The organism is Streptomyces hygroscopicus (genome assembly GCF_026168105.1).
Lineage (GTDB): Bacteria > Actinomycetota > Actinomycetes > Streptomycetales > Streptomycetaceae > Streptomyces > Streptomyces hygroscopicus_D.
In genome coordinates this window covers 1-21553 of record NZ_LBMW01000062.1, presented here as the reverse complement: position 1 = coordinate 21553, position 21553 = coordinate 1, and the positions used below count along the sequence as shown (strand labels likewise).

Here is a 21553-nt window from a genome sequence, read left to right as displayed (position 1 = left end):
CGAGTGGGATGCTCGCGGGACTTCGGAACGGCCGTCCCGCACGGCTCGGGGTGGTGTCGGGTCCTGGCTGGCGCGGGGGGGGTGTCGCGGACCGGTGGCTGTGGCGCTTGCTCAGGCTCCTTCGGGAGGGATGATGTCGTCGAGTGCTTTGGCGCAGTCCCGGGCGGCCTGGGCCGAGCGAGGCAGCATGAGGCTTTCATAGCCGCGTACGGCGTCGTCGATGGTGGATTCGGCGATGAGGGCGTGGGCGAGGTCGGCACCATCGAGCATGGCGAGGTTTGCGCCGAGCCCCACGGGGGGCATCAGGTGCGCGGCGTCGCCCAGCAGAGTGATGCCGGGGACGTGTTCCCAGGTGTGCGGAGCGGGCAGCACGAACACGGGCCGGCTGACGAATCCGCCGTCGTTGTGTCGTACGAGGTGGAGCAGGCTCTCGTCCCATCCCTCGAACATCCTCAGCAGGTGTGCGCGGACGGCCGCTGTGTCATCGAGTGCCACGTCGGCGGCCACCTGCCAGTTCTGCGGGGCACGGAAGGCGACGTAGACGCGGATGTGGCCATTGCTGTTGCGCTGGGCCAGCAAAGCCCTGCTACCGGCGCTCGCCAGCATGGTTCCGTTGCCGACGGTGCCGGCAAGGGCGGGATGGCGGGTGTCGCGGTCGTCGAAGCCGGCCTCGATGAAGGTGACACCGTTGTAGCTGGGCGTGGCGTCCGACAGGGTTGGTCGGATTCGCGACCAGGCACCGTCGGCACCGACCACCAAGTCGGCCTCCTCGGTGCTCCCGTCGTCGAAAAGGAGCCGCCAGGTGCCGTCTCCGAGCGGCGTGACACCGGCCACGGCGTGGTCCCACCGGACGGTACCCTCGGCAAGGGATTCCAGGAGCAAGCCACGCAGCTGACCGCGGTCGATCTCGGGGCTGTCCTCATCGTGGACGGGCCCCGCGAAAGGCAGGACGGCGGCGGTGGCAGGGTCGAGCAGGCGCCACTCCTGGCTCTCGGGGCGGGCCAAGGTGCGGAACCGGTCGAGTAAATCCGCCGCACGCAGCGCCACCTGCCCGGTACCGGCATGTATGTCGAGGCTTCCGCCCTGGGGGCGGGCACCGGTGGAAGCCTCACGTTCGAAGACAGTGACCGGTCGGCCGTGGAGTTGCAGGACGCGGGCGCAGGCAAGGCCGCCGAGGCCGGCGCCGACAACGGCGATGCGGGGGGCGTGAGTCGAGTGCATGAGGCTGTCTCTCCGCAGGTGGACGAGTTGCCGGAAGGTCCGGCACGCAGCCAAGGAAGCACAGCCCCACGAAGAGACACTAATGATTAATCGAGGTCCCAAAGGCACCTCCTGCACCCCTGGCGCACGTCATCTGTTGCTGGTCAGAAGGGGTGCGGAGGCGTCAACCGGTCATACGTTGATCAAGAGGCAGAGTGCCTTGCCGACCTGCGGCTATGAATCAGCGAGCGCCGTTGACCGGCGGAAATGGTATTTCGGTTCTCTCGGGATCACGCCGTCCGCCGCAGCCGGAAGTCCCCGAGAAGTCCCAGAGACGCGTGGGACCCCTGCCGGGCACGTGCCCTCATCCATCGTGAACACGGCATCCATCAAAGACCTCAGACGCTCCGGACCGTCGGCCAGCACGTGCGTGTAGGTTTGATGGGCGATCCTCGGGTCGCGATGGCCCAGCCACTCAGCCATGTCCGTCACCGGAACCCCCTTCGACAGGCCGGCGGAGGCGAAGCAGTGCCAAAGCCAGTGCCCTCCAGGCGGTTGAGCCCCTCCACCACACGAAAGGCGCCGTACAGCAGGACATGCTCCCGCACCCTCGCGGCGATGGTGGGCGGCCGACTACACCACCGAGCAGGAACAGGAAGCCGAACTCTCGAAGCCGCCCTCGGAATCCGCGAGTAGGAGCAATGAGCTTGAGTTTCGTCTACAAACTGGGGTGCCGCGCCGAACTCTTGGGTGCGCTGGCGCTGTGGACGGTGATCTTTCTCCGGCTGCCCACGGCTCGCCGCTCTCACCAGCAGAAGATGCTGCTCATCGCCGCGATCGGTCTTGCCGGGTCGATCACCGTCTATCTCGACCCCGTCTCCGCCGCCCTGAACCACAGCTTCACCTTTGCCCAGAGCTGCGGCCTGTTCATGAACGCGTGGGGTGTCCTCAGCTCGGCATTCATCCTCGACTTCGTCCTCGCGGCGATGTCCCGGCGCCACCCCTGGCTTGTCTACGGCCCCATGATCGTGACGGTCGCCGTCCTGGTCGCCCTCAACTACACCGTCGACCCGCATGCCGGATGCGTCAATTCTGAGGCCGTCCCCTGGTACAGCCCTTTTTGGTGGCTGCTTGTCGCTGCCCACCTCGTCGGCACGATCCCCTGCGCCGTGCTGTGCGTGCGCTACGGCCGGCAGGCCCGTGACCACCGGCCCCTGCGCACCGGCCTTTTCCTGCTCGCCGCCGGCTTCACCTCGTCCAGCATGTTCTGGTGCGTCGTCCTGGCCTTCCTCCTCACCCGGCCCGCCTGGCTGGGCGCGCTGTTCCCCGGCAACATCGGCCTCACGGCCTGGCTGATGACCGCCGGGGTCGGTCTGCCACTGGCCCTCACCGTCCATCGCACGGCATGTGACGCGAAGGTCATGTGGCACTTGCACCCCTTGTGGCGCGACCTCGTCGAAGCCGTCCCGCACGTCGTTCTCGAGAGACCCCGTAGCCGGATCCGTTCACTGCTCGGCAGCCCCCGCACGATCCACCTCCGGCTTTACCGCCAGGTCATCGAGATCCGCGACGCCCTGCTCGTCCTGCAGGACTACGTGACACCCGAGAAGATGGAACACGCCTGTCGTCACATCACCGCCCAGGCCCTACGGGAGGAGCAGGTCGAGCCGGCGTTCACCGCGTGCTGGCTGCACGCTGCCCTCGAGGCCAGGGCTGCCGCAGGGACACCCCGACCGAACCCCCTCGCCACCGCAGGCACCAGCGACAACGGCCTCCGCAGCGAGACCGACTTCCTGCTTGCGGTCCTCCGGTCCCGGACACTTCCCGCCGTACGCTCCTTCGCCTTGCCGTCCACCGCCGATCCCTCCACGCCGGACTGCACCGGTCAGCATGCGCCCGCCACCCCAGCCACTCGCACGAACAGGTGATACCCGTGACCCAGCCCCCCGCCGTCACCAGCCCCTACAACACCGGCATGCTGAGCAATGATGCCCCGCGCGAACGTGGCCGCCTGGAGTCCATCCAACGCAGTGTCGACACGTTCACCACCAACATCCTCGAAAGTCTGCCCATCCAAGCAAACTGGAACTGCCTGGAACTTGGCGCAGGCGCGGGCTCCATCGCCTACTGGCTCGCCACCCGCTGCCCGGACGGACGCGTGGTCGCCGTCGACGTCGACACCCGTCACCTCGACGCCGGCCGGGCCACCAACCTGGAAATCCACGAAGCCGACATCACACGTCAGGACTACACGCCCGGCACCTTCGACCTCATCCACGCCCGCTATTTGTTCTGCCACCTCCCCGATCGGGACGAGATGGTCGCACGGGCCGCCGGCTGGCTCTCCCCCGGTGGCTGGCTCTTCATCGAAGAGCCCTACGATCTGCCCGCCGCCACCTCCCCCTTCCCCCTGATTCAGCGCATCCTCACCGCCTACCAGCACACCTACCGACGGAACGGCGCCGACATGACCTGGGCCCGCAGGCTGCCCGCCCTCCTCGCCCGCAACGCACTCACCGAGGTGGCCTTCGACGGAAACCTCGGCCGCATGGGCGGACTCGAAAAGGACCGTTGGCGCCCGCTCATCGACCGGGCTGCCCCCGATCTGCTGGCCAGCGGCCTCATCACCGACGCGGACCTCACCGAATTCACGGAACTACTGAAGGACCCAGCGTTCATCGACATCCCTCAAATGACCATCTCGGCCTGGGGTCGCCGCCCATCGGACACTCTGGCTTCCTCCACGTCAGCCGACAGCACTTGTAAATGACATAGGTCACCGCCCGGCCACCCGCCGAAGACGGCGGCCGACTCGGGCGGCGAGGGCGGCGAGGGTGCCACCTGGACGAGCGACCGCGGCACGGCCGTAGGACAGCGGGGGCTCTTCTCACTCGCCTCACTCGCCGGGGCGCCCTCCCAGTGCTCGCGCCGACGCCACATCGACCTGCAGTGCTTCACCAGCCGTCTGTGTCACGGCTGTCCTCACCCCCTGGGCGAGCAGCACCAGTGGTCGTCCGCCGCCCCAGGGCGCGGCGGGAGCCGCGTGCGGGTCAGCCATGGGACTGGTTCGCCGGTACCGGGAGCGCGTAGTGCTCGCGCAGGGTCCTGCCCTCGTACTCCTCACGGAACAGCCCCTTGCCGCGCAGGATCGGGGAGCACCTGCTCGACGAAGGTCGCAAGACCCGACGGCAGCGCGGGCGCCATGATGTCGAACCCGTCCGCGGCGCCGCCCTCGAACCAGGCGGTGATCGTGTCCGCAACCTGCTCAGGTGTGCCGACGAACTCGAAGTGACCGCGCCCGCCCACGAGTCGGGAGATGATCTGTCGCACCGTGAGCTTCTCGCGCACCGCGAGCTCGGTGATCAGGTCGGAACGGCTCTGCGGCCCCTCCAGCTTTGGCCGCGCCGGAATGAAGTCCGGCAAAAGCTCGTCGAGTTCGAAGACCGACGGATCGGTCTCGAAGACGGTGGCCGGATACGGTCGGGCTGCCGCCGCAGGCGACAGCGGACACGGGAGCGGTGCACCCCACGGAGTCGATGGGCCGGCCTGCCCGCACCGTGCGGCTCCGGGACTGAGGTGCCTTCGACAGCCAGGCTCCGCATCACGTCCGGCAGCCGCGCGGACGTCGACGCGGTGAGTTTCGTAACGCTCACGATTCACCGGTCATCTGATCGATCCCACGGACTGCCACACGCGCCATTCTCACAGCATGACTGACACCCCCCTCCCCCATTCCGCAGAACGCGAGCGCCGCCCCGGGCCGGCCGACGGCCCGGTCGGTGCAACCCGCAGAACCGTCATGGCCGCCCTGGGCGGTGCGACCCTCGGAGCGGCTGCTCTGGGGCTGACGGCCGGGCAGGCGACCGCGGCCGCAGACCGGAACAACGCCGCGCAGCCCCCGACCCGGCCGGCCGCCGACTGCGTCCTCACACCCGAGCAGACCGAGGGGCCCTACTACCTGGACCTGGAGACGGTCCGCAAGAACGTCACCGAGGGCAAGCCCGGCGTGCCGCTCACCCTCCGCGTCAAGGTGATCGACACGACAACCTGCTCTGCACTGCCCGGCACGGCGGTCGACATCTGGCACTGCGACGCTCTCGGCGTCTACTCCGGATACGTGGCAGGCGGTTCCACCCCGGACACGACCTTCCTGCGCGGTGTGCAACTGACCGACTCCACCGGCGTAGCGGAATTCACCACCATCTACCCTGGCTGGTACGTCGGCCGTGCCCTCCACATCCACGTCAAGACACATGTCGGCGGCACTGTCACCGATGGTAGGTACCAGGGAGGCCACGTCTCCCACACCGGCCAGCTCTACTTCCCGGAAACGTACAACAGCAGGGTTGCCACATTGACCCCCTACCGGAGCAACACGGCCACTCGCACGCTCAACGCCAGGGACGGCATCTACCGCAATGGCGGATCCTCCACCCTGCTGGCCCTCACGCAGATCGGCAGCGACCTCGGCAAGGGAGTGACCGGCACCGTTGTGCTCGGCGTCGATCCCGCCGCCGTCCCCTGACGCTCCCGTCCGTGCGGTAGCCGGTCCGCTGCAACGATGCCGGCTACCGCCGCTGCGCGGTCGGCCGCACGCGCGCGAACGGAGGATGACGGACACGAGGATTCATCCGGGGAATGGGCGGCCGGGAATCGGGGATGACCCGTGCATGACATGTGAGTTGTGCGGTGCGCCGCTGACCGGTCGACCGCGGCGCGGTCGACCGGCTCGCTACTGCTCCGACGCATGCAGACAGCGGGCGTTCAGGCAGCGCTCGGCGCGCCGGGATTCCCGCCGGGCTCAGACGGCCGCGTCACCGCCCACACAGAGCGACGCCTCACCGACCACCCAGGGCCGCACCCTGCCACGGGCCCTCGACTCCTTCGTGGGCCGACGGGCGGAGCTGTCGCAGCTGCGCACCCTGCTGAGGACGTCACGGCTCCTGACCTTGACCGGTGCCGGGGGCGTCGGCAAGACGCGGCTGGCGCTGGAGTTCGCCAAGGGCCTGTCCGGCGGCCACGGGCGGGTCGACCTGGTCGAACTCGAGGCGCTGCATGACGGCGCTGCGCTCGCACAGTCCGTCGCCGCCGCGCTGGCCGTGGGTGAACGGGCAGGACGATCCGGTGTCGACGTCCTGGTCCACGCGCTCGGCAACGCCCGCCGGCTGTTGATCCTGGACAACTGCGAGCATCTGGCCGAGCCGTGTGCCCGACTGATCGCGGCCTTGCTGAGTCACTGCCCTCGGCTGCGAATCCTGGCCACCAGTCGAGAGCCCCTGCGGGTACCCGGGGAGATCGTGCTCCGGGTCGCTGAGCTGTCACTGCCGTCCGCCGACGCCGGAGACGACCCGGTCGTCCTTCTGCGGGCGGACGCCATCCGGCTGTTCGTCGAACGTGCCTCGAGTTGCTCACCAGGATTCACGCTCGATCGCGGAAACGGCTGGACGGTTGCCGAGATCTGCCGCAGACTGGACGGCCTTACGCTCGCCGTGGAGCTGGCGGCCCGCCGGGCCGGAACTCTTCCGCTGAGTGACATTCTGGCGGGCCTGGGCGACCAGATGTCCCCGCTGTCCCTCTTGACAGGCGGACACAGGACAGGACCCGGGCGTCACAGCGAGCTGGCCTCCGCGATCGACTGGAGCCACCGACTGCTCGATCCGGCCGAACAGGCCGTCTTCCGGCGCCTTGCGGTGCTCGTCGGTGGGTTCGACACGGCTGCGGCGCAGGCGGTCTGCGCCGGTGACGGTATCGCACCGTCGCAGGTACTCGGCATCCTGTGTGCCCTCGAGGCCAAGTCCCTGATCACACGTCCTTCAGACGCGGAGACCGCACGATTCAGACAGCTGAGCGCCATCCGCGCCTACGCCCTGGAGTGCCTGCTCGCATCCGGCGAGCTGCACACCACCAGGCACCGGGTCCTCGAGTGGCTGAACGGGCTGGCAGACCGGTCCGGCGACGAGGTGTTTCCCGATCAGGCCGGCAGCCCGCTGGCCGTTGAACGGGACAACCTCGCGGCGGCTTTGGCCGGTACCACCGTCCGCGACGGTGCCTCGCTCCCACGGCTGAGGCTGGAACTGGCGCGCGTGCACTACGAGCAGGAACAGCCGTCGGCCGCCCGCGCGCTGCTGACGGGACTGCTGCGGGAAACCGGCGGCTGGGCGCTCGGCGGGGCCGTACCAGCACTTGCCGCGCGCGTAGCCTGCCAGCGGGCCGACCTGGCCCAGGCACTGCGCCTCGGCGAGCGGGCGGTGGCCATGGAGCGCACACGCAATCACCCCGCCGGACTTGCCAACGCCCTGGACGCGCGGGCCGCGGCGCGGCTGTGCCGCGGGGAATTCGGCGCAGCCGTCGCAGATCTCCGCGAGTGCCTGGATGTCGTCGCCACGCTGGCAAAGCCCAACGACACCGCGTGGTGCACCCATCACCTGGCCTGGGCGCTGCTCCAAGCGGGCGGAGAACCGGAGGCCGACCTACTCATGTCCCGCTGCCTGCCCGTGCTCAGGGCTCACGCGCCTTGGAGCCGGGTCGCGGCCGCTTTGCACACAGCTGGCGCTGTGCGGCTGGCTCTGGGTCAACTGGAAAGTGCCGAGGCGCTGTTCGCCGAGGTGCTGCGGATCGTCCCCGAGACAAGTCTTCACGCGCTCTACCCGGTGGAGGGCCTGGCCCTCGTGGCCGCCGAGAGCGGCGACATGCGGCGAGCCCTCCTGCTGTACGAGGCGAGCGCTCAGGCACGCCGACGTCTCGACACCGTGTCCGAAGCTCCGTGGCGACGCCAGGTGGAACGAACGGTTGATCGTGCCAGGACAGGGCTCCCGGCGGCCGCTCGGGACGCGGCCGTCAGCGGCGGCCGGCGGCTACGCGGGGACCGGCTTGTAGCGTACGCGCTGCGAACAAGGAGCGACGGCCACCGAACCACGACGGACGCCGCGGACGCCGTCGACGACCGGTTGACGCTCACCGGGAGGGAATTCATGGTGGCCGAGCTCGTCGCCGGCGGACTGACCAACCGGCAGATCGCGGAGCGGCTCGGCCTTTCGACCCACACGGTCGCCACGCACCTGGACAAGGTGCGCGACAAGCTGGGTATGCGGTCACGCACGCAGATCGCCCTGTGGATGGCCGCACGAACCAAGGCCGGGTACACGTCCGGGTGAGCAAGTGTCGGCCCTCAAGGCCGCCATTGCACGTCCGTGAGCAGGAGACGTCGAGCGCGCTCCAGGCCGCTGCCACAGTGGCGTACTCACGGCTGATGGCACCTTGAGGTCCTTCGCAGCGTTCAGAGTCGTGGGTGGTGTCAGCGGGCTTCGCTGAGATGGGCTTGCTGCTCTGTTGCTGGTGCTGTTGGGCGCTGTGCGAGATGTACGTGAAGGTCCGCCTCGCGCGCCATCGCGGCCGCGCAAGCGATGGCGAACATCCGCCGCGCCGCAGCAGGCCCTGCAGCCTGACGCAGGCCCATATCCTGGCGCAGGGCCTGCGCACGCTCTGGCTCCTTCGGGCTCGCCGCATTGCGCGCTTGAAGGACTGCCTCGCGCGCCGGATCTCGATCTGGTGGTGCCCGGCGACGCGATCTACAACGGGGTGCACATGTACCTCGCCGAGTCGGCCGACGGCAACCTCGGCCCAGGGCGCAAGGCCATCGACACCGTAGCCGCGCTGGAACCGCGCCGAATCGTGGCTAGTCACCAGAACAAGAACCTCGACGACAATGGGGCGCGGCTCATCGCCGAGACCCGCCGATACCTCGATGACGCCGAGGCCGCCTTGGCCACGCACCACACCCCGGTCGAGTTCCTCCACGCGATGCTCCAGCGCTACCCGGAACCCCAGGGCCCAACCGTGCTGTGGGTCGGCTCCCGCGCCCTCTGCCTCGCGCGTGAGGGCGGCGACCCGGTGCAGAACCTCGTAGCAGCCTGGCTGTGAGCCGATCCGAAGCCGCTGCCAAGGCCCCTGTTCGCACCACCTGGTTGCAACGTCGCTCGAGCAACCCGGACACACACCCGCCGCGCCTGGCTGCTGAAGCGCTCGCCGGCCTGGCAGCAGGCGTGACGGTCCTGGCTGTTACGCACGAGCATCGGTGGTTGGCATATAAAAACGCGGCGTGGGTGACGCTCGGAGCTACGCCGACGCCTTCGCCGCGCTGATGGAGGCGATGATCGCCGAGGCCGCCCGGCATGGCCAGGCGAAACCGGCACCCAGGGCTCGTGAGGCACGCCCCCGCCCCTGGCCCCGGCGCCAGCCACGAGCGGTGCTTCCTTGTTCGCGTGCAATAACGAGGCTGCCAAGGACACCACCGGGACCCCGGCACCGCCGCCATGGTGGGCGCGCGCACTCCCACGCCCGGAACTATGGTGTCCCACCACATACGCCCCTGACCTGCATGTTCCTACGGTGTGGCGACACGCAACCGTCCCCATCGAACGCCAGGAAGTGGTGCCGATGTCCTCCCCCGCGACTGCTCCACCAGCCCCGTCCAGCCTCCCCCGCATCGTCGCCGCCAGCCTCATCGGCACCACCATCGAGTGGTACGACTTCTTCCTCTACGGTTCCGCCGCCGCTCTCGTCTTCAACAAGCTGTTCTTCCCGGACTCCGATCCGCTGGTCGGGACGCTCCTGTCGTTCCTGACCTACGCGGTCGGGTTCGCCGCCCGGCCGCTCGGTGCCCTCGTCTTCGGGCACTACGGGGACCGGCTCGGGCGCAAGAAGCTGCTGGTGCTCAGCCTGGTGCTGATGGGCGGGGCGACCTTCGCCATCGGGCTGCTGCCCACGCACGCGACGGTCGGTACCGCCGCGCCCGTACTGCTCACGACGCTGCGTCTGGTGCAGGGCTTCGCGCTCGGCGGTGAGTGGGGCGGCGCCGTGCTGCTCGTGTCGGAGCACGGGGACGCGCGACGGCGCGGCTTCTGGGCCTCCTGGCCGCAGACCGGAGCACCGGCCGGGCAACTCCTCGCCACGGGTGTGCTCTCGCTGCTGACCGCCGTTCTCTCGGACGACGCGTTCGGCGCGTGGGGCTGGCGCATTCCCTTCCTCCTGTCCGGGCTACTGGTGATCGTCGGTTTGTGGATTCGTCTGTCTGTCGATGAATCGCCGGTTTTCCAGCAGGCGTTGGCGCAGGCCGAGGTCCGTAAGGCGGCCGGGAGCGGGGAAGCGGAGAAGCTGCCGCTGGTGTCCGTCCTACGCCATCAGTGGCGGGACGTGCTGGTCGCCGTCGGCGCGCGCATGGCGGAGAACATCAGCTACTACGTGATCACCGCCTTCGTCCTCGTCTACGCCACCACATCGGCCGGTGTCTCCAAGCAGACGGCGCTCAATGCCGTCCTCATCGCGTCCGCCGTGCACTTCACGATCATCCCGGCCTGGGGCGCGCTCTCGGACCGAATCGGCCGTCGGCCCGTCTATCTGCTCGGCGCGGCCGGGATCGGTCTGTGGATGTTCCCGTTCTTCTCGCTGATCGACACCGGCGACTTCGGCGCACTCGTGCTGGCGGTGACCGTCGGCCTGGTCCTTCACGGGGCGATGTACGCGCCGCAGGCGGCCTTCTTCTCCGAGATGTTCGCGACCCGTATGCGCTACTCGGGTGCGTCCATCGGCGCCCAGTTCGCCTCCGTGGCGGCCGGTGCGCCCGCGCCGCTCATCGCGACCGCACTGCTGTCCGATTACGGCAGTTCCACACCCGTCGCCCTGTACGTCATAGCGGCGGCCGTCCTCACTCTGATCGCGATGGGCTTCGCGAAGGAGACAAGGAACCGCGATCTGGCCCAGGAAGACGTCCCGGCGGAGGAGGAGCCGTCGGGGCCACGGGCGGCTGACGCTCGGACCGCCTGAATCCTCGTCCGTCCCGCAACCGGCCCCGTCCGTCTGCGCGCACGGGGCCGGCATGTGTGTGCCGTCGTCCTCGCGCCCTCGCGTCCGCCCTGCCCCCCTGCCCCCTTGCCCCTGCCCCGCGCCCGTGCCCCGGTCCCGTGCCTGTGCGCAGGTGCCGGGGGGGGTGTGGTGCGTCCGGATCAGCGTCCGGGTATGGACGACAACCGGTGCAGCCGCAGTGCCAGTTGTATTTCCAGGGCACGGGCCGGGCTCTGCCAGTCGTCGCCGAGGAGCCGGCCCACCCGCTCCAGGCGCTGCGCCACCGTGTTCACATGGACGTGGAGTTCGTCCTTGGTGCGGGCCGGGCTCATCCCGCAGGCGAAGTACGCGTCGAGGGTGCGCACGAGATCGGTTCCACGCCGTTCGTCGTAGGCGACGACCTGGCCGACCGTGCGCTCGACATAGCCCGCGATGTCCCGGTCCCCGGCGAGCAGCAGCCCCATGAAACCGAAATCGTCGGCGGCGGCTCCGTCACCGGCGCGGCCCAGCAGTCGCAGGGTGTCGAGGCAACGCTGCCCTTCCGCGTAGGCCGCGGCCACCACATCCGGGCGGCCGACGACGTCCTCGACGGGTGCGGACGCTCCGACGGTCACTCTCTCGTGCACGGAGGAGCCCAACTGGCGGGCGGTGCGACGGGCGAGGTCCGTCGCGGTATCACCGGGTCCGAGGGGCAGCAGCAGGACCGTACCGCCGTCGCGGGCGGCGGCGAGTCCGTGCCGGGTGGCCGCGAGATGGGAGGCCGCGGACCACAGACGGCGGCGTGCGGCTGCTTCCTGGTCTGCGTCCGCCATCGCGCTGTCGAGACGGGCTGCGAGCAGGACATGGGTGGTGTCGAGGTCGGCACGCAGCCGGGCAGCACGCTCGCGTAGCACGCGCGGGTCGCGGTCGTGTGCGTCGAGGAGATCGTCCAGCAGCTCGCCGCGGACGCGTTGTTCGGCTTCCGCTGCCGAGCGTCTGGCGAGCAGGAGCAGCGAGGTGACCATCGCGGCACGCTCCAGGGTCCGCTGGTCGACGGGGTCGAGCCCCGGATGGCCGCGCAGCACCAGAGCGCCGAGCAGTTCACCGCCGGCCGCCACGGCGGCGGTCCAGTCGTCCCCGTGCCGTACGGCATGGCCCTCGGCCCGTGATGCTTCCAGGGCCGCGGCGGGAGCGGCGTCGGGCTCGGTGAACTCCACCGTGCCGTCGAGGATCTCGGAGACCGCTGCGGCCACGTCGTGCACCCCGCCGCCGCGCAGCACGAGTTCGGCGAGCCGGTCGTGGACGTCCGACGCACGTTCGATGGCCGCGCTGCGGTCCCGGATGATCTCGTTGGCACGGGCGAGGCGGTCCAGGGCCGAACGCGTCTCGGTGAGCAGGTTCGCGGTGTCGATCGCGGCCGCGGCCAGCGCCGCGAAGGAGCCGAGGAGCGCGATCTCCTCCCGCTCGAAGACCCGGGCACGCCGGTCGGCGGCGAACAGCACCCCGATCACCTGGGGACCGATCATCAGAGGCACTCCGAGGATCGCCACGAGCCCCTCGTCACGGACACCCGAGTCGATCGTCCACGTGTGCTGGAAGCGGGCGTCCTTGAAGTAGTCGGGGGTCACATAGGGGCGGGCGGTCTGGGCGACGAGTCCGCCGAGCCCCTCGCCCATGCCGAGGCGCAATTGCTGGAAGCGTGCGGCCACCGAGCCCTCGGTGACCCTCATGTAGGTGTCGCCCGCGGCCTCGTCGTTCAGCGTCAGATAGGCGACGTCGGTGCTCAGCAACGACCGGGCACGCTGGACGATCGCTCGCAGCAAGGCGTCGAGATCACGCAGTCCGGCGAGGTCGTGGGCCGTCTCGAACAACGCGGACAGCTCCGCCTCGCGGCGGCGCCTGCCCTCCATCTCGGCGCGCACGCGCAGCGCGAGCCGTTTGGCCTGCTCCAGCGCCTCGACGCGCTCGGGCGACAGGCCCTCGGCACGGGCGAGCAGCACCGGTTGCTCGTACGCGTCGGCCGACGCGCCCCGGGCCAGGAGCTCCAGGAACGGCGCCTCGGCACCGGTGCCGAGGCGCTCCGCGGACTGTACGTGATCGCGAGACATGCCCCCAGGATGGACCACGGCCGGCCCGGGGCCGTCGGCCCTGTGGACAACATCTGGCATGTCCCCGCTCAGTGTGCCGTCCAGCCGCCGTCGAGGACCAATGACGCACCCGTGATGAACGACGCCTGCGGACTGCACAGATAGGCCACCGCCTCGGCGACCTCCTCCGGTTCGATCAGCCGTTTGAGGGCGCTGTCCTGCAGTAGTACTTCGGCCAGCACTCGCTCCTCGGGGATTCCGTGCGTCCGCGCCTGGTCCGCCAGCTGCTTCTCGACGAGGGGCGTCCGCACGTACGCCGGGTTCACACAGTTCGATGTGACCCCGTGGGGGGCGCCTTCAAGCGCAGCGGTCTTCGAGAGTCCCTCCAGGCCGTGCTTGGCGGCGACGTACGCCGACTTGAACGCGGAGGCGCGCAGACCGTGGACCGACGACACGTTGACGATGCGGCCCCACCCCTGCCCGTACATATGGGGCAGTGCCCCGCGGATGAGCCGGAACGGCGCCTCGAGCATCACCGTCAGGACGGTGTGGAACACCTCGGGCGGGAACTCCTCCAGCGGGCAGACCAGTTGGAGCCCGGCGTTGTTGACCAGGATGTCGGTGCCGGCGGCGGCCAGTTCGGCCGCGTCCAGGTCGGTGAGGTCGAGGAGGTGCGCTTCGAGGGTGCCCGCGAGGCCATGAGCCACGCCGACGAGGGCATCGAGGCCCCCCTCGTCCCGGTCGACCGCTCTCACCTTTGCCCCGGCAGCGGCCAGCCGCAGCGCGCACGCGCGGCCGATGCCGCCGGCGGCACCGGTGACGAGAGCGGTGCGTCCGCCGAGGTCGAGCGGAACAGTGTGGGGAGCCGGAACAGTGTGGGGAGCCGGAAGGGGGTGGGGGGCCGGAAGAGGGTGGGGCTCGGTCATGTATCGAGCCTAGGTAGCTCCGTTGGCCTGCCGCATATGGTCACCACCCATAGTTCACAGTCGATTGGTGGGGTCGAACCATGTGGGTGCGTCCGACATTGCCTGCTTGATCCGTAGCAGCCCGAACTCGTTCAGCGCCGGCAGCGCGTCCACCGCGAACCAGCCGACCTCCAGCGACTCGTCGTCATTGACACGCGCCTCACCGCCGACGGCCCGGCAGCGGAACGTTATGTCCATGTACTGGCACTCGTCGCCGTTCCCGTACGTCACGGGGTTCAGAGCCTGCACGAGGACGACCCGTTCGGCGACGCACCGGACGGCCGTCTCCTCGTACACCTCGCGCACGGCACAAGCCGCCGGCTGCTCCCCGGGCTCCGGTATTCCGCCGATCACCGACCACTTGCGGGTGTCGGTACGGCGCCCCAGCAGCACCCTGCCGTCGTCGTCGAAGACGATGGCGGTGATGCCCGGGAGCCAGAGCAGCTGATGGCCGGCGGAGGCCCGGATGGTGCGGATGAAGTCGGGAGTAGCCATGGAGCGACCCTAACGGGCCGGTTCGGTGATCTCCGGCTGTTCAAGGCGGACGTGACCTGCGCCTCGGGAGCGGCGCCCGCGCACCGCCGAGGCCACCCCCCAGCCGAGCCCGCCGACCGCGACGAGCACAAGGACCGCCTCGGGCAGGGTGCCCAGCCGTGTGGCGGGGGTCTCGGAGGAGCGCAGCGGGACCTTCTGGACGAGCGAGTCAGCGACGAACATCCCGGTCCGCTGGGTGATCTTCCCGTCCGGCATGATGACGGCGCTGACGCCGCTGGTCACCGGAACGGTGACGGTGCGGCTGTGCTCCACCGCACGGATGCGGGACATGGCGAGCTGCTGATAGGTCATCTCGCTGCGGTCGAAGGCCGCGTTGTTGCTGGGCACCGCGATCAGCTGCGCGCCGTCCGTGACGGTGGTGCGCACCGTCCAGTCGAAGGCGGCCTCGTAGCAGGTGACAAGCCCGACCTTGGCGTTCGCCATGGTGAACACACCCGGCTTGTGTCCCCGGGTGAAGTCCTGGTGCGCCATCGCGGTCCAGTTCTTGTTGATGGCACCGACCAGGGAGCGCAGCGGGAGGAACTCACCGAAGGGCTGTATCTGCCGCTTGTCGTACGTGTCGATCGGGCCCTTCTCCGGGTCCCACAGGATCTGCTCGTTGTAGAGCTTGCCGCCGCGCTCGACGACGGCGCCGATCGAGATGGGCACCCCGACCGCCTTGCTGGCGCGCCAGATCACGGCAGCCGCGTCGGGGTTCGCGAACGGGTCGATGTCGGAGGAGTTCTCGGGCCACAGCACGAGGTCGGGCCGCGGGACCTTGCCCGCCTCGACCTTCTCGGCCAGGCGCTCGGTCTCGCGCGCGTGGTAGTCGAGGACGGCGCGCCGCTGGGCGTTGAACTCGAGTCCGGAACGCGGCACGTTGCCCTGGATGACGGCGACGGTCGTGGTGCCGTTCTCGGCCTTGTCACTGACCAGGGAGCGCGCGGCGACGGCGCCCACCATGGGAACGACCACGCTCAGCAGCCCCACGACGGCCGCACCACGACGCAGCACGCCCCCGTCGCGCCGCCTCTCGGCGACGAGGCGCACGATCTCGTACAGCCCGAAGCCGCACAGCACGACCGCGAAGCCGACCACCGGGGTGCCGCCCACCGCGGCCAGCGGCAGAAAGACACCGTCCGCCTGACCGAAGGCGATCTTTCCCCAGGGGAAGCCGTCGAACGGCACACGCGCGCGTGCCGCCTCTCCCGCGATCCATACGGCCGCCGCCCACACCGGCCAGGCGGGCAGCCGGGACACCAGCACGACGCCCGCCCCGACGAGCGCGACGAAGATCGCCTCCACCACGACGAGCGCGAGCCACGGGACGGAGCCGACCTCGACTCCGGTCCACACGAGCAGCGGCAGCAGGAAGCCGAGACCGAACAGATAGCCGAGGCCGAGGCCGCCCTTCCAACTGCGGCCGCGCAGGCTCCAGCCGAAGACGGCGAAGGCCGGGATTGCCAGCCACCACAGGGTCCGGGGCGGAAAACTGACGTAGAGCAGCACTCCTGAGAGCGCCGCGGCGGCGGCCGGAACAAGGCGCCGCACCCGGTGGACACCACGGGGTGCGGGTGCGGCCTGGGGCTCGAGCTGTTCCGGCTCGCCCACGGAAGTTGCGGTGACGGTCACGCGGGGAGTCTACGGCGCGTGACCAAACAGCGGACAGCTCGAGCCGCTCCGCAGGCCCGGGTGCTGTGCTGCTTTCCAGTCACATTGTGCCGCTTTCCCGTCACACTGTTCCGTCCCTCTGCCGTATCGTTCCTGCGCAACTCGTCCACAAACCGGCGCATCACCCGTTACCGTGTGCCCGAGCCTCTGACGTGCGGCCGGATACGGCCGTCACGGTCGGGGCCCGTCACAGGGGGGCGGCGGAGTGGGATCCACGGGGACGACGTCCGCGACCGGGGCCGCGGACACGGAAGACGAGAGACGAAACGTTTCGGACGCGACGGGCGTCCTGCTGCTGGGCGCGTGCGCGGCCTGGGCACTGATCACGGCCGCCGCACACGGCGGCCGGCCCGAGGGCGTCCTGCTCGCGGTGCTCGCGGTCACCGCCGGCTATGCGTCAGGACGCATCTTCGGGGCGCTCCTGCCGGTCGCCGCACCTGCCGCGGGCGCCTTGGTCGGCCTCGGTCTCGCGGTCGCCGCCCCGCATGCACCGGCGAGCCCGCAGTCCCTCGCGCCGCTCGGGCACACCGGTGCCGTCGCTGCACTTCTGACACTGTCATCGGGGGCGGCGTGCTGTGCCGCATGGGCGGCCCGCACCCTCGCGCCACGCCTCGTGCTGCACGCGTCGGCCGCGGGGATCGCGGTGGTCGCTGCGGTCCTCGGCTCGACCACGGGTCTTGTGACATCGACCGGTGTGCTGCTGTGCTCGCTCGCCGCCGACCGGACGCGGCACCGCGCCCCCGCACTGGCGGCGCTGGCCCTCGCGGCGACCACGGCGGCCGGCGCTACCTGGGCGATCTCGGAGAACCTGTTGCCGGACGGTCCCGAAGGCTTCCTGGAAAGCGAGCTCAGCAACCACCGGGTCCTGCTCTGGCATGACGCACTCACGCTGGCCCGCCAGGATCCCGCGCTCGGCGCGGGCCCCGGGCGCTTCGGCGAGCTGAGTCCCACGGCCACGCAGTCGCTCCTCCCCGACGGCAAGCCCCACTCGGCACCCCTGCAGCAGGCCGCCGAACAGGGGCTGATCGGCGTGGTACTGCTTGCGGCGGTCTTCTGCTGGCTCCTCTACGCACTGTGGCGCACCCGGCGCCCCACGCCGATCGCACTCACGGCGGGCGCCGCGCTGACGGCACTCGCGGTGATCGCGTCAGTGGGCGACGCGCTGAGCTTCACGACCGTGACAGCGGGGGCCGGGCTGTTGGCGGGGTTCGCTACCGCGCATCCACTGCCCGACGAGGAAGAGGAAGGGGCCGGGCGGGAGGTCCGGTGAAGGGCCCGGCAGTGAACGGTGAGAGGGCTCGGCAGTAAATAGTCGGGTAAATAGGGAGAGAAGAAGCCGAGGAGTGTGGTGCCGCGCGAGTCAGTGCGTGGCACCGGGCAGACTCGGCCGCAGCCGGGCACGGATGACACGTACCGCCATCTCGGCGTTGTCCACGGTGATCGTGAACATGTGACCGTCCCACAGGCGCAGGACGACGCCCTCGCCTCGTCGTACGACGACGGCGGTCCCCTTCTCGGGCCGCCAGCGGTAGCCCCAGCCGCCCCACTGGCGCGGAGTGACCCTCGGGACGAATTCGGCACCGGCGACATTCGAGAGTGGGATACGGCGGCGCGGCAGACCGATGTGGCCGCAGCGCACCTCGAGACAGTCCTTGTCCACCTTCACGGCCACGTGCACGAACGCGAGCGTGCCGAAGAGCACCAGCAGGCCGGCGGCGATACACCCCACGACGGACATCACGAGCGGGACGATGCCGGACGTCCAAGCGGAGTCGATGGCCAGCTCGATCCCGAGCGCCAGGCAGGCGGCACCGACGAGCGCCGCCAGCCACTGGGCGCGGTTCGTCGCGCGCCCCGTCCAGATTTCGGGATACGCGGCCTCGTCACCGCGGAGGTGGTCCCTCATGAGTCGAGAGTACCTATGTTCCGGAGCGCGGGCACCGGGTTGCGGAGCGTTATGGTCCGGTGGGCGGCGGAAGTGGGGAGCGCGGGTCACTAGCCGTATGCCCCCTCATGGGCCAACGCCCGTTGGCACCAGAGCGCCTGGTCGACGTACGGGCCAACCTGCGGTGGCCAACGCGCGTTGGCCACCATACGTGGGCGCCTTCAAGCCAACCTGCGTATACCCGTCCGAGGGCCAACGCATGGAGGCCAACACCCATGAGCCAACACATGTAGGCCAACATGCGTAGGCCAACACGCGCAGGCCAACACGCGCAGGCCAACACGCGCAGGCCAACACACGTAGGCCAACACACGCAGGCCAACACACGTAGGCCAACACACGCAGGCCAACACACGTAGGCCAACACGCGCAGGCCAACATCCGCAGACGCACGGGGACCGACACACGCAGGCCTACACCCGCGAGCCCACCGCCCAAGGCCCCGACGGTCGCCCCGCCCTCACCGCGTCGGACTGACCGCCTGCAGGAGCCTGCCCTCCGCGTACGCCAGCGCCGCGGGCGGGAGCGCGCCGTCGCGTCCACTCAGCAGTACGGTGACACCGGCCGTGGCGGGAGCCTCCGGCGTCGGCTGTACCCCGATCCGGCGCAGCGCCTGCGCGGCCACCGCGCCTGCGGAACCGTGCAGTACGAGCGGCGCCCGGCCCGGCTGCTGGACGGCGGCCCGGATGCGCTCGGCGACCAGTTCGTAGTGGGTGCACCCGAGCACGAGGGTCGTCACCTCGGCCGGCGTGCGCGCCGCGGCTGCCGCAATGGCTGCGTCGATCGCCGTCTCGTCCGCCTTCTCCACGGCATCGGCGAGGCCGGGGCACGCCACCTCGGTGACGTCCACGCCGCCCGCGAACTCCTCGATCAGACCGCGCTGATAGGGGCTGCCCGTGGTGGCGGGCGTCGCCCAGATCGCGACCGGCCCGCCACCCGCCGCCGCCGGCTTGATCGCCGGAACCGTGCCGATGACCGGCACATCTGGTTCGAGCAGGGCGCGCAGGGCGGGCAGGGCATGCACGGACGCCGTGTTGCAGCCGACGATCAGGGCCTCGGGCCCGTGTGCTGCGGCGGCCTTGGCGATGGCCAGGGCACGGCGGGTCATGTCCTCGGTGGGACGCGGCCCCCAGGGCATTCCATCGGGGTCGAGGGAGAGTACGAGATCCGCGTCAGGCCGCAGGCGCCGTACCGCGGCTGCGGCGGGCAGCAGTCCGAGTCCGGAGTCCATGAGTGCGATCTTCACCCCGCAACCATAGACGATGGGCCCCAACCGACCTCCTTGGTGGGGCAGACTGCGACAGGTGAGTGCCCTTGTGTGGATCACCGTCGCGTCACTGGCCGCCTGGCTGTGGCTGCTGCTCGGCCAGGGCTTCTTCTGGCGTACGGATCTGCGGCTGCCGCCGCGCCGGGAGCCGGACGCCTGGCCGTCCGTCTGTGTCGTCGTACCGGCTCGGGACGAGGCCGCGGTACTCCCGCACAGTCTCCCGTCGTTGCTCGCACAGGACTACCCCGGGCACGCCGAGGTCTTCCTGGTCGACGACGGCAGCACGGACGGCACCGGGGAGCTGGCCCGTGAGCTGGCCGTGCGGCATGGGGGGCTGCCGCTCACCGTGGACTCCCCCGGCGAACCTCCCGCGGGCTGGACGGGCAAGCTGTGGGCCGTCAGGCACGGCATCACTCTGGCACGCGCGCGTGCCCCCGAGTATCTGCTCCTGACGGACGCCGACATCGCCCACGCGCCCGACAGCCTGAGGGAGTTGGTGGCGGCAGCGGAGACCGGCGGCTTCGCGCTGGTCTCGCAGATGGCCAGGCTGCGCGTGGAGAGCGCCTGGGAGCGGCTGGTCGTACCCGCCTTCGTGTACTTCTTCTCGCAGCTGTACCCCTTCCGCTGGATCGCGGTGAGGGGATCACGGACGGCGGCCGCCGCGGGCGGCTGCGTGCTGCTGCGCACCGAAGCCGCCGAGCGCGCCCGGGTTCCCGACGCCGTCCGGCAGGCGGTCATCGACGACGTGGCGATCGCGCGGGCGGTCAAGAGGAGCGGCGGCCACATCTGGCTGGGGCTCGCCGACCGCGTCGACAGTGTGCGCCCGTATCCGCGGCTGCAGGACCTGTGGCGGATGGTCTCGCGCAGTGCGTACGCCCAGCTCCGCCACAATCCGCTGCTGCTCGTCGGTACGGTGCTCGGGCTCGCCCTGGTCTACCTGGCGCCGAGCGTGGCGCTCGTCGCCGGGGTCGTCACCGGCAGTACCGCCGTGCTCGTCTGCGGCGGGCTCGCCAAGCTGGTGATGACGGCGACGTACGCCCCGATGCTGCGCTACTACCGACAGCCGCTGTGGCTCGCGCTGGTGCTGCCGGTCACCGCGTTCCTGTATCTCCTCATGACGGTGGATTCGGCGGTGCAGCACTACCGGGGGCGCGGTGCGGCCTGGAAGGGCCGCACCTATTCACGCCCGGGCGCGGCGCTCGAGGAGCAGTGAGACGAGCAGTGGGAGGCGCGGTGAGAGGAGCATGGACGGGCCGCTCGCAAGGGCGGCCCGCTCGGGTCACTTCCGGCCGGGGGTCCAGTTCATGCCCCACCCGTAGGCGTGATCGATCGTGCGCTGCGGGCTGATGCCACGCTCCGGGACCAGGTAGCGGGCCTCGCGCTGGACGATCAGGTCGCCGCCGGAGTTGGTGATGAGGGCGAGCGCGCACACGGTGGAGGGCACGGTGCACTCGTCGAGGAAGAACTCGACGGGGGCACCGTTCTGCGGCTGGAGAGTGACCGTGGCGTGCAGGTCGGCGAAGGAGCGGGCGCCTTCGTAGATGGTCACGAAGATGAGGATGCGCCGGAAGCCGTGTCTGTGGTCGAGGTTGATGGTGAGGTTCTCGCCCGTCTCCACGGCGCCGGTGCGGTCGTCGCCGTCGAGGTGGATGTACGGCGGCTGGTACAGCGAGCCGAAGGCGTTGCCGAGCGCCTGCACGACCCCCTTGCTGCCGTCGGACAGCTCGTACAGGGCACACAGGTCCAGGTCGAGGTCCGCGTGCAGGGCCACCGCCCGGTCCTTTTTGCTGCCCCACCCGGAGAACTGTTTGCGCACCTGCCAGTTGAGGTTGACCCGCATGGCACCTGATGTGCCGCCCTGCTTGGCCAGCGAGACGGACGGCGCCTGCTTGGTGAGCGTGACCTTGGTGAGGCGGACGGGGGTGGGGGGCGCAGCGACCGGCGGAGGCGGCGCACCGTACGGGCCGGTGGGAGGCGCCACCGCGGCGGGCTGTGGAGGCCCGACGACGGGCGGCGCGGGCGGCGCGGGCATGGTGACCGGCGGCGGCTGCGGCGCGGCGTGGGG

The 21553-nt window shown here is 70.2% G+C and carries 16 protein-coding genes and 1 pseudogene; 8 read left to right on the top strand and 9 right to left on the bottom strand.

What is annotated here, in order from left to right:
- Window positions 1-111: 111 nt before the first annotated feature.
- Entirely contained in the window at window positions 112-1221 is a 1110-nt protein-coding gene (locus AAW14_RS35125; protein WP_265568505.1) for an FAD-dependent oxidoreductase, read from the bottom strand.
- 680 nt (window positions 1222-1901) lie between these two features.
- Between AAW14_RS35125 and AAW14_RS35120 the strand changes: the two genes are divergently transcribed.
- Together AAW14_RS35120 and AAW14_RS35115 are read left to right on the top strand one after the other, a co-directional pair.
- Window positions 1902-3128 carry an MAB_1171c family putative transporter gene (locus tag AAW14_RS35120; RefSeq protein WP_265568504.1) on the top strand — a complete coding sequence of 409 codons (1227 nt, stop codon included), beginning with the start codon at window positions 1902-1904 and terminating at the stop codon, window positions 3126-3128.
- 5 nt (window positions 3129-3133) lie between these two features.
- Window positions 3134-3970, top strand: a complete 837-nt coding sequence (locus AAW14_RS35115; RefSeq protein ID WP_265568503.1) for a class I SAM-dependent methyltransferase — start codon at window positions 3134-3136, stop codon at window positions 3968-3970.
- 280 nt (window positions 3971-4250) lie between these two features.
- Here AAW14_RS35115 and AAW14_RS35110 read toward each other — a convergent pair.
- Window positions 4251-4656 (bottom strand): annotated as a pseudogene (locus tag AAW14_RS35110) (LLM class flavin-dependent oxidoreductase); the annotation flags it as partial.
- A gap of 253 nt (window positions 4657-4909) precedes the next feature.
- On the opposite strand from AAW14_RS35110, the gene AAW14_RS35105 reads away from it, so the two are divergent.
- The 4 genes from AAW14_RS35105 (at window position 4910) to AAW14_RS35090 (ending at window position 11022) form a co-directional block, all read left to right on the top strand.
- On the top strand, window positions 4910-5725 hold the full coding sequence (locus AAW14_RS35105) for an intradiol ring-cleavage dioxygenase (protein ID WP_265568502.1): 816 nt from the start codon (window positions 4910-4912) through the stop codon (window positions 5723-5725).
- A 361-nt stretch (window positions 5726-6086) separates the two neighbouring features.
- On the top strand, window positions 6087-8354 hold the full coding sequence (locus tag AAW14_RS35100; RefSeq protein ID WP_265568501.1) for an ATP-binding protein: 2268 nt from the start codon (window positions 6087-6089) through the stop codon (window positions 8352-8354).
- 397 nt (window positions 8355-8751) lie between these two features.
- Window positions 8752-9120: a hypothetical protein gene (locus AAW14_RS35095; protein ID WP_265568500.1), complete on the top strand. Its 369-nt coding sequence runs from the start codon at window positions 8752-8754 to the stop codon at window positions 9118-9120.
- Between the two features lie 516 nt (window positions 9121-9636).
- Window positions 9637-11022: an MFS transporter gene (locus AAW14_RS35090; protein ID WP_265568499.1), complete on the top strand. Its 1386-nt coding sequence runs from the start codon at window positions 9637-9639 to the stop codon at window positions 11020-11022.
- 179 nt (window positions 11023-11201) lie between these two features.
- Here AAW14_RS35090 and AAW14_RS35085 read toward each other — a convergent pair whose 3' ends face one another.
- The 4 genes from AAW14_RS35085 to lnt form a co-directional block, all read right to left on the bottom strand.
- On the bottom strand, window positions 11202-13127 hold the full coding sequence (locus tag AAW14_RS35085; protein ID WP_265568498.1) for a helix-turn-helix domain-containing protein: 1926 nt from the start codon (window positions 13125-13127) through the stop codon (window positions 11202-11204).
- Between the two features lie 68 nt (window positions 13128-13195).
- On the bottom strand, window positions 13196-14032 hold the full coding sequence (locus AAW14_RS35080; RefSeq protein ID WP_265568497.1) for a 3-hydroxybutyrate dehydrogenase: 837 nt from the start codon (window positions 14030-14032) through the stop codon (window positions 13196-13198).
- Window positions 14033-14086: 54 nt separating this feature from the next.
- Window positions 14087-14566, bottom strand: a complete 480-nt coding sequence (locus tag AAW14_RS35075) for an NUDIX hydrolase (protein ID WP_265568496.1) — start codon at window positions 14564-14566, stop codon at window positions 14087-14089.
- A 9-nt stretch (window positions 14567-14575) separates the two neighbouring features.
- Window positions 14576-16237 (bottom strand): apolipoprotein N-acyltransferase, encoded by a 1662-nt coding sequence (lnt, locus tag AAW14_RS35070; protein WP_265568495.1) that lies wholly within the window; start codon window positions 16235-16237, stop codon window positions 14576-14578.
- 244 nt (window positions 16238-16481) lie between these two features.
- Between lnt and AAW14_RS35065 the strand changes: the two genes are divergently transcribed.
- Window positions 16482-17546: an O-antigen ligase family protein gene (locus AAW14_RS35065; protein ID WP_265568494.1), complete on the top strand. Its 1065-nt coding sequence runs from the start codon at window positions 16482-16484 to the stop codon at window positions 17544-17546.
- Between the two features lie 90 nt (window positions 17547-17636).
- Here the strand turns inward: AAW14_RS35065 and AAW14_RS35060 are convergent, their stop codons facing one another.
- Window positions 17637-18182 carry a hypothetical protein gene (locus tag AAW14_RS35060; RefSeq protein WP_265568493.1) on the bottom strand — a complete coding sequence of 182 codons (546 nt, stop codon included), beginning with the start codon at window positions 18180-18182 and terminating at the stop codon, window positions 17637-17639.
- A gap of 499 nt (window positions 18183-18681) precedes the next feature.
- On the bottom strand, window positions 18682-19467 hold the full coding sequence (locus AAW14_RS35055) for a glutamate racemase (RefSeq protein ID WP_265568492.1): 786 nt from the start codon (window positions 19465-19467) through the stop codon (window positions 18682-18684).
- A 58-nt stretch (window positions 19468-19525) separates the two neighbouring features.
- On the opposite strand from AAW14_RS35055, the gene AAW14_RS35050 reads away from it, so the two are divergent.
- Window positions 19526-20701: a glycosyltransferase gene (locus tag AAW14_RS35050; protein WP_265568491.1), complete on the top strand. Its 1176-nt coding sequence runs from the start codon at window positions 19526-19528 to the stop codon at window positions 20699-20701.
- Between the two features lie 66 nt (window positions 20702-20767).
- Here the strand turns inward: AAW14_RS35050 and AAW14_RS35045 are convergent.
- Window positions 20768-21553, bottom strand: a 786-nt coding sequence (locus tag AAW14_RS35045; RefSeq protein ID WP_416223423.1) for a TerD family protein, incomplete at its 5' end; no start/stop codon positions are given.

Excerpts from the sequence above, each read along its gene's own strand:
- AAW14_RS35125 (WP_265568505.1), bottom strand. The coding sequence starts at position 1,221 with ATGCACTCGACTCACGCCCCCCGCATCGCCGTTGTCGGCGCCGGCCTC.
- AAW14_RS35120 (WP_265568504.1), top strand. The coding sequence starts at position 1,902 with ATGAGCTTGAGTTTCGTCTACAAACTGGGGTGCCGCGCCGAACTCTTG.
- AAW14_RS35105 (WP_265568502.1), top strand. The coding sequence starts at position 4,910 with ATGACTGACACCCCCCTCCCCCATTCCGCAGAACGCGAGCGCCGCCCC.
- AAW14_RS35090 (WP_265568499.1), top strand. The coding sequence starts at position 9,637 with ATGTCCTCCCCCGCGACTGCTCCACCAGCCCCGTCCAGCCTCCCCCGC.
- AAW14_RS35085 (WP_265568498.1), bottom strand. The coding sequence starts at position 13,127 with ATGTCTCGCGATCACGTACAGTCCGCGGAGCGCCTCGGCACCGGTGCC.
- AAW14_RS35080 (WP_265568497.1), bottom strand. The coding sequence starts at position 14,032 with ATGACCGAGCCCCACCCTCTTCCGGCCCCCCACCCCCTTCCGGCTCCC.
- AAW14_RS35075 (WP_265568496.1), bottom strand. The coding sequence starts at position 14,566 with ATGGCTACTCCCGACTTCATCCGCACCATCCGGGCCTCCGCCGGCCAT.
- AAW14_RS35060 (WP_265568493.1), bottom strand. The coding sequence starts at position 18,182 with ATGAGGGACCACCTCCGCGGTGACGAGGCCGCGTATCCCGAAATCTGG.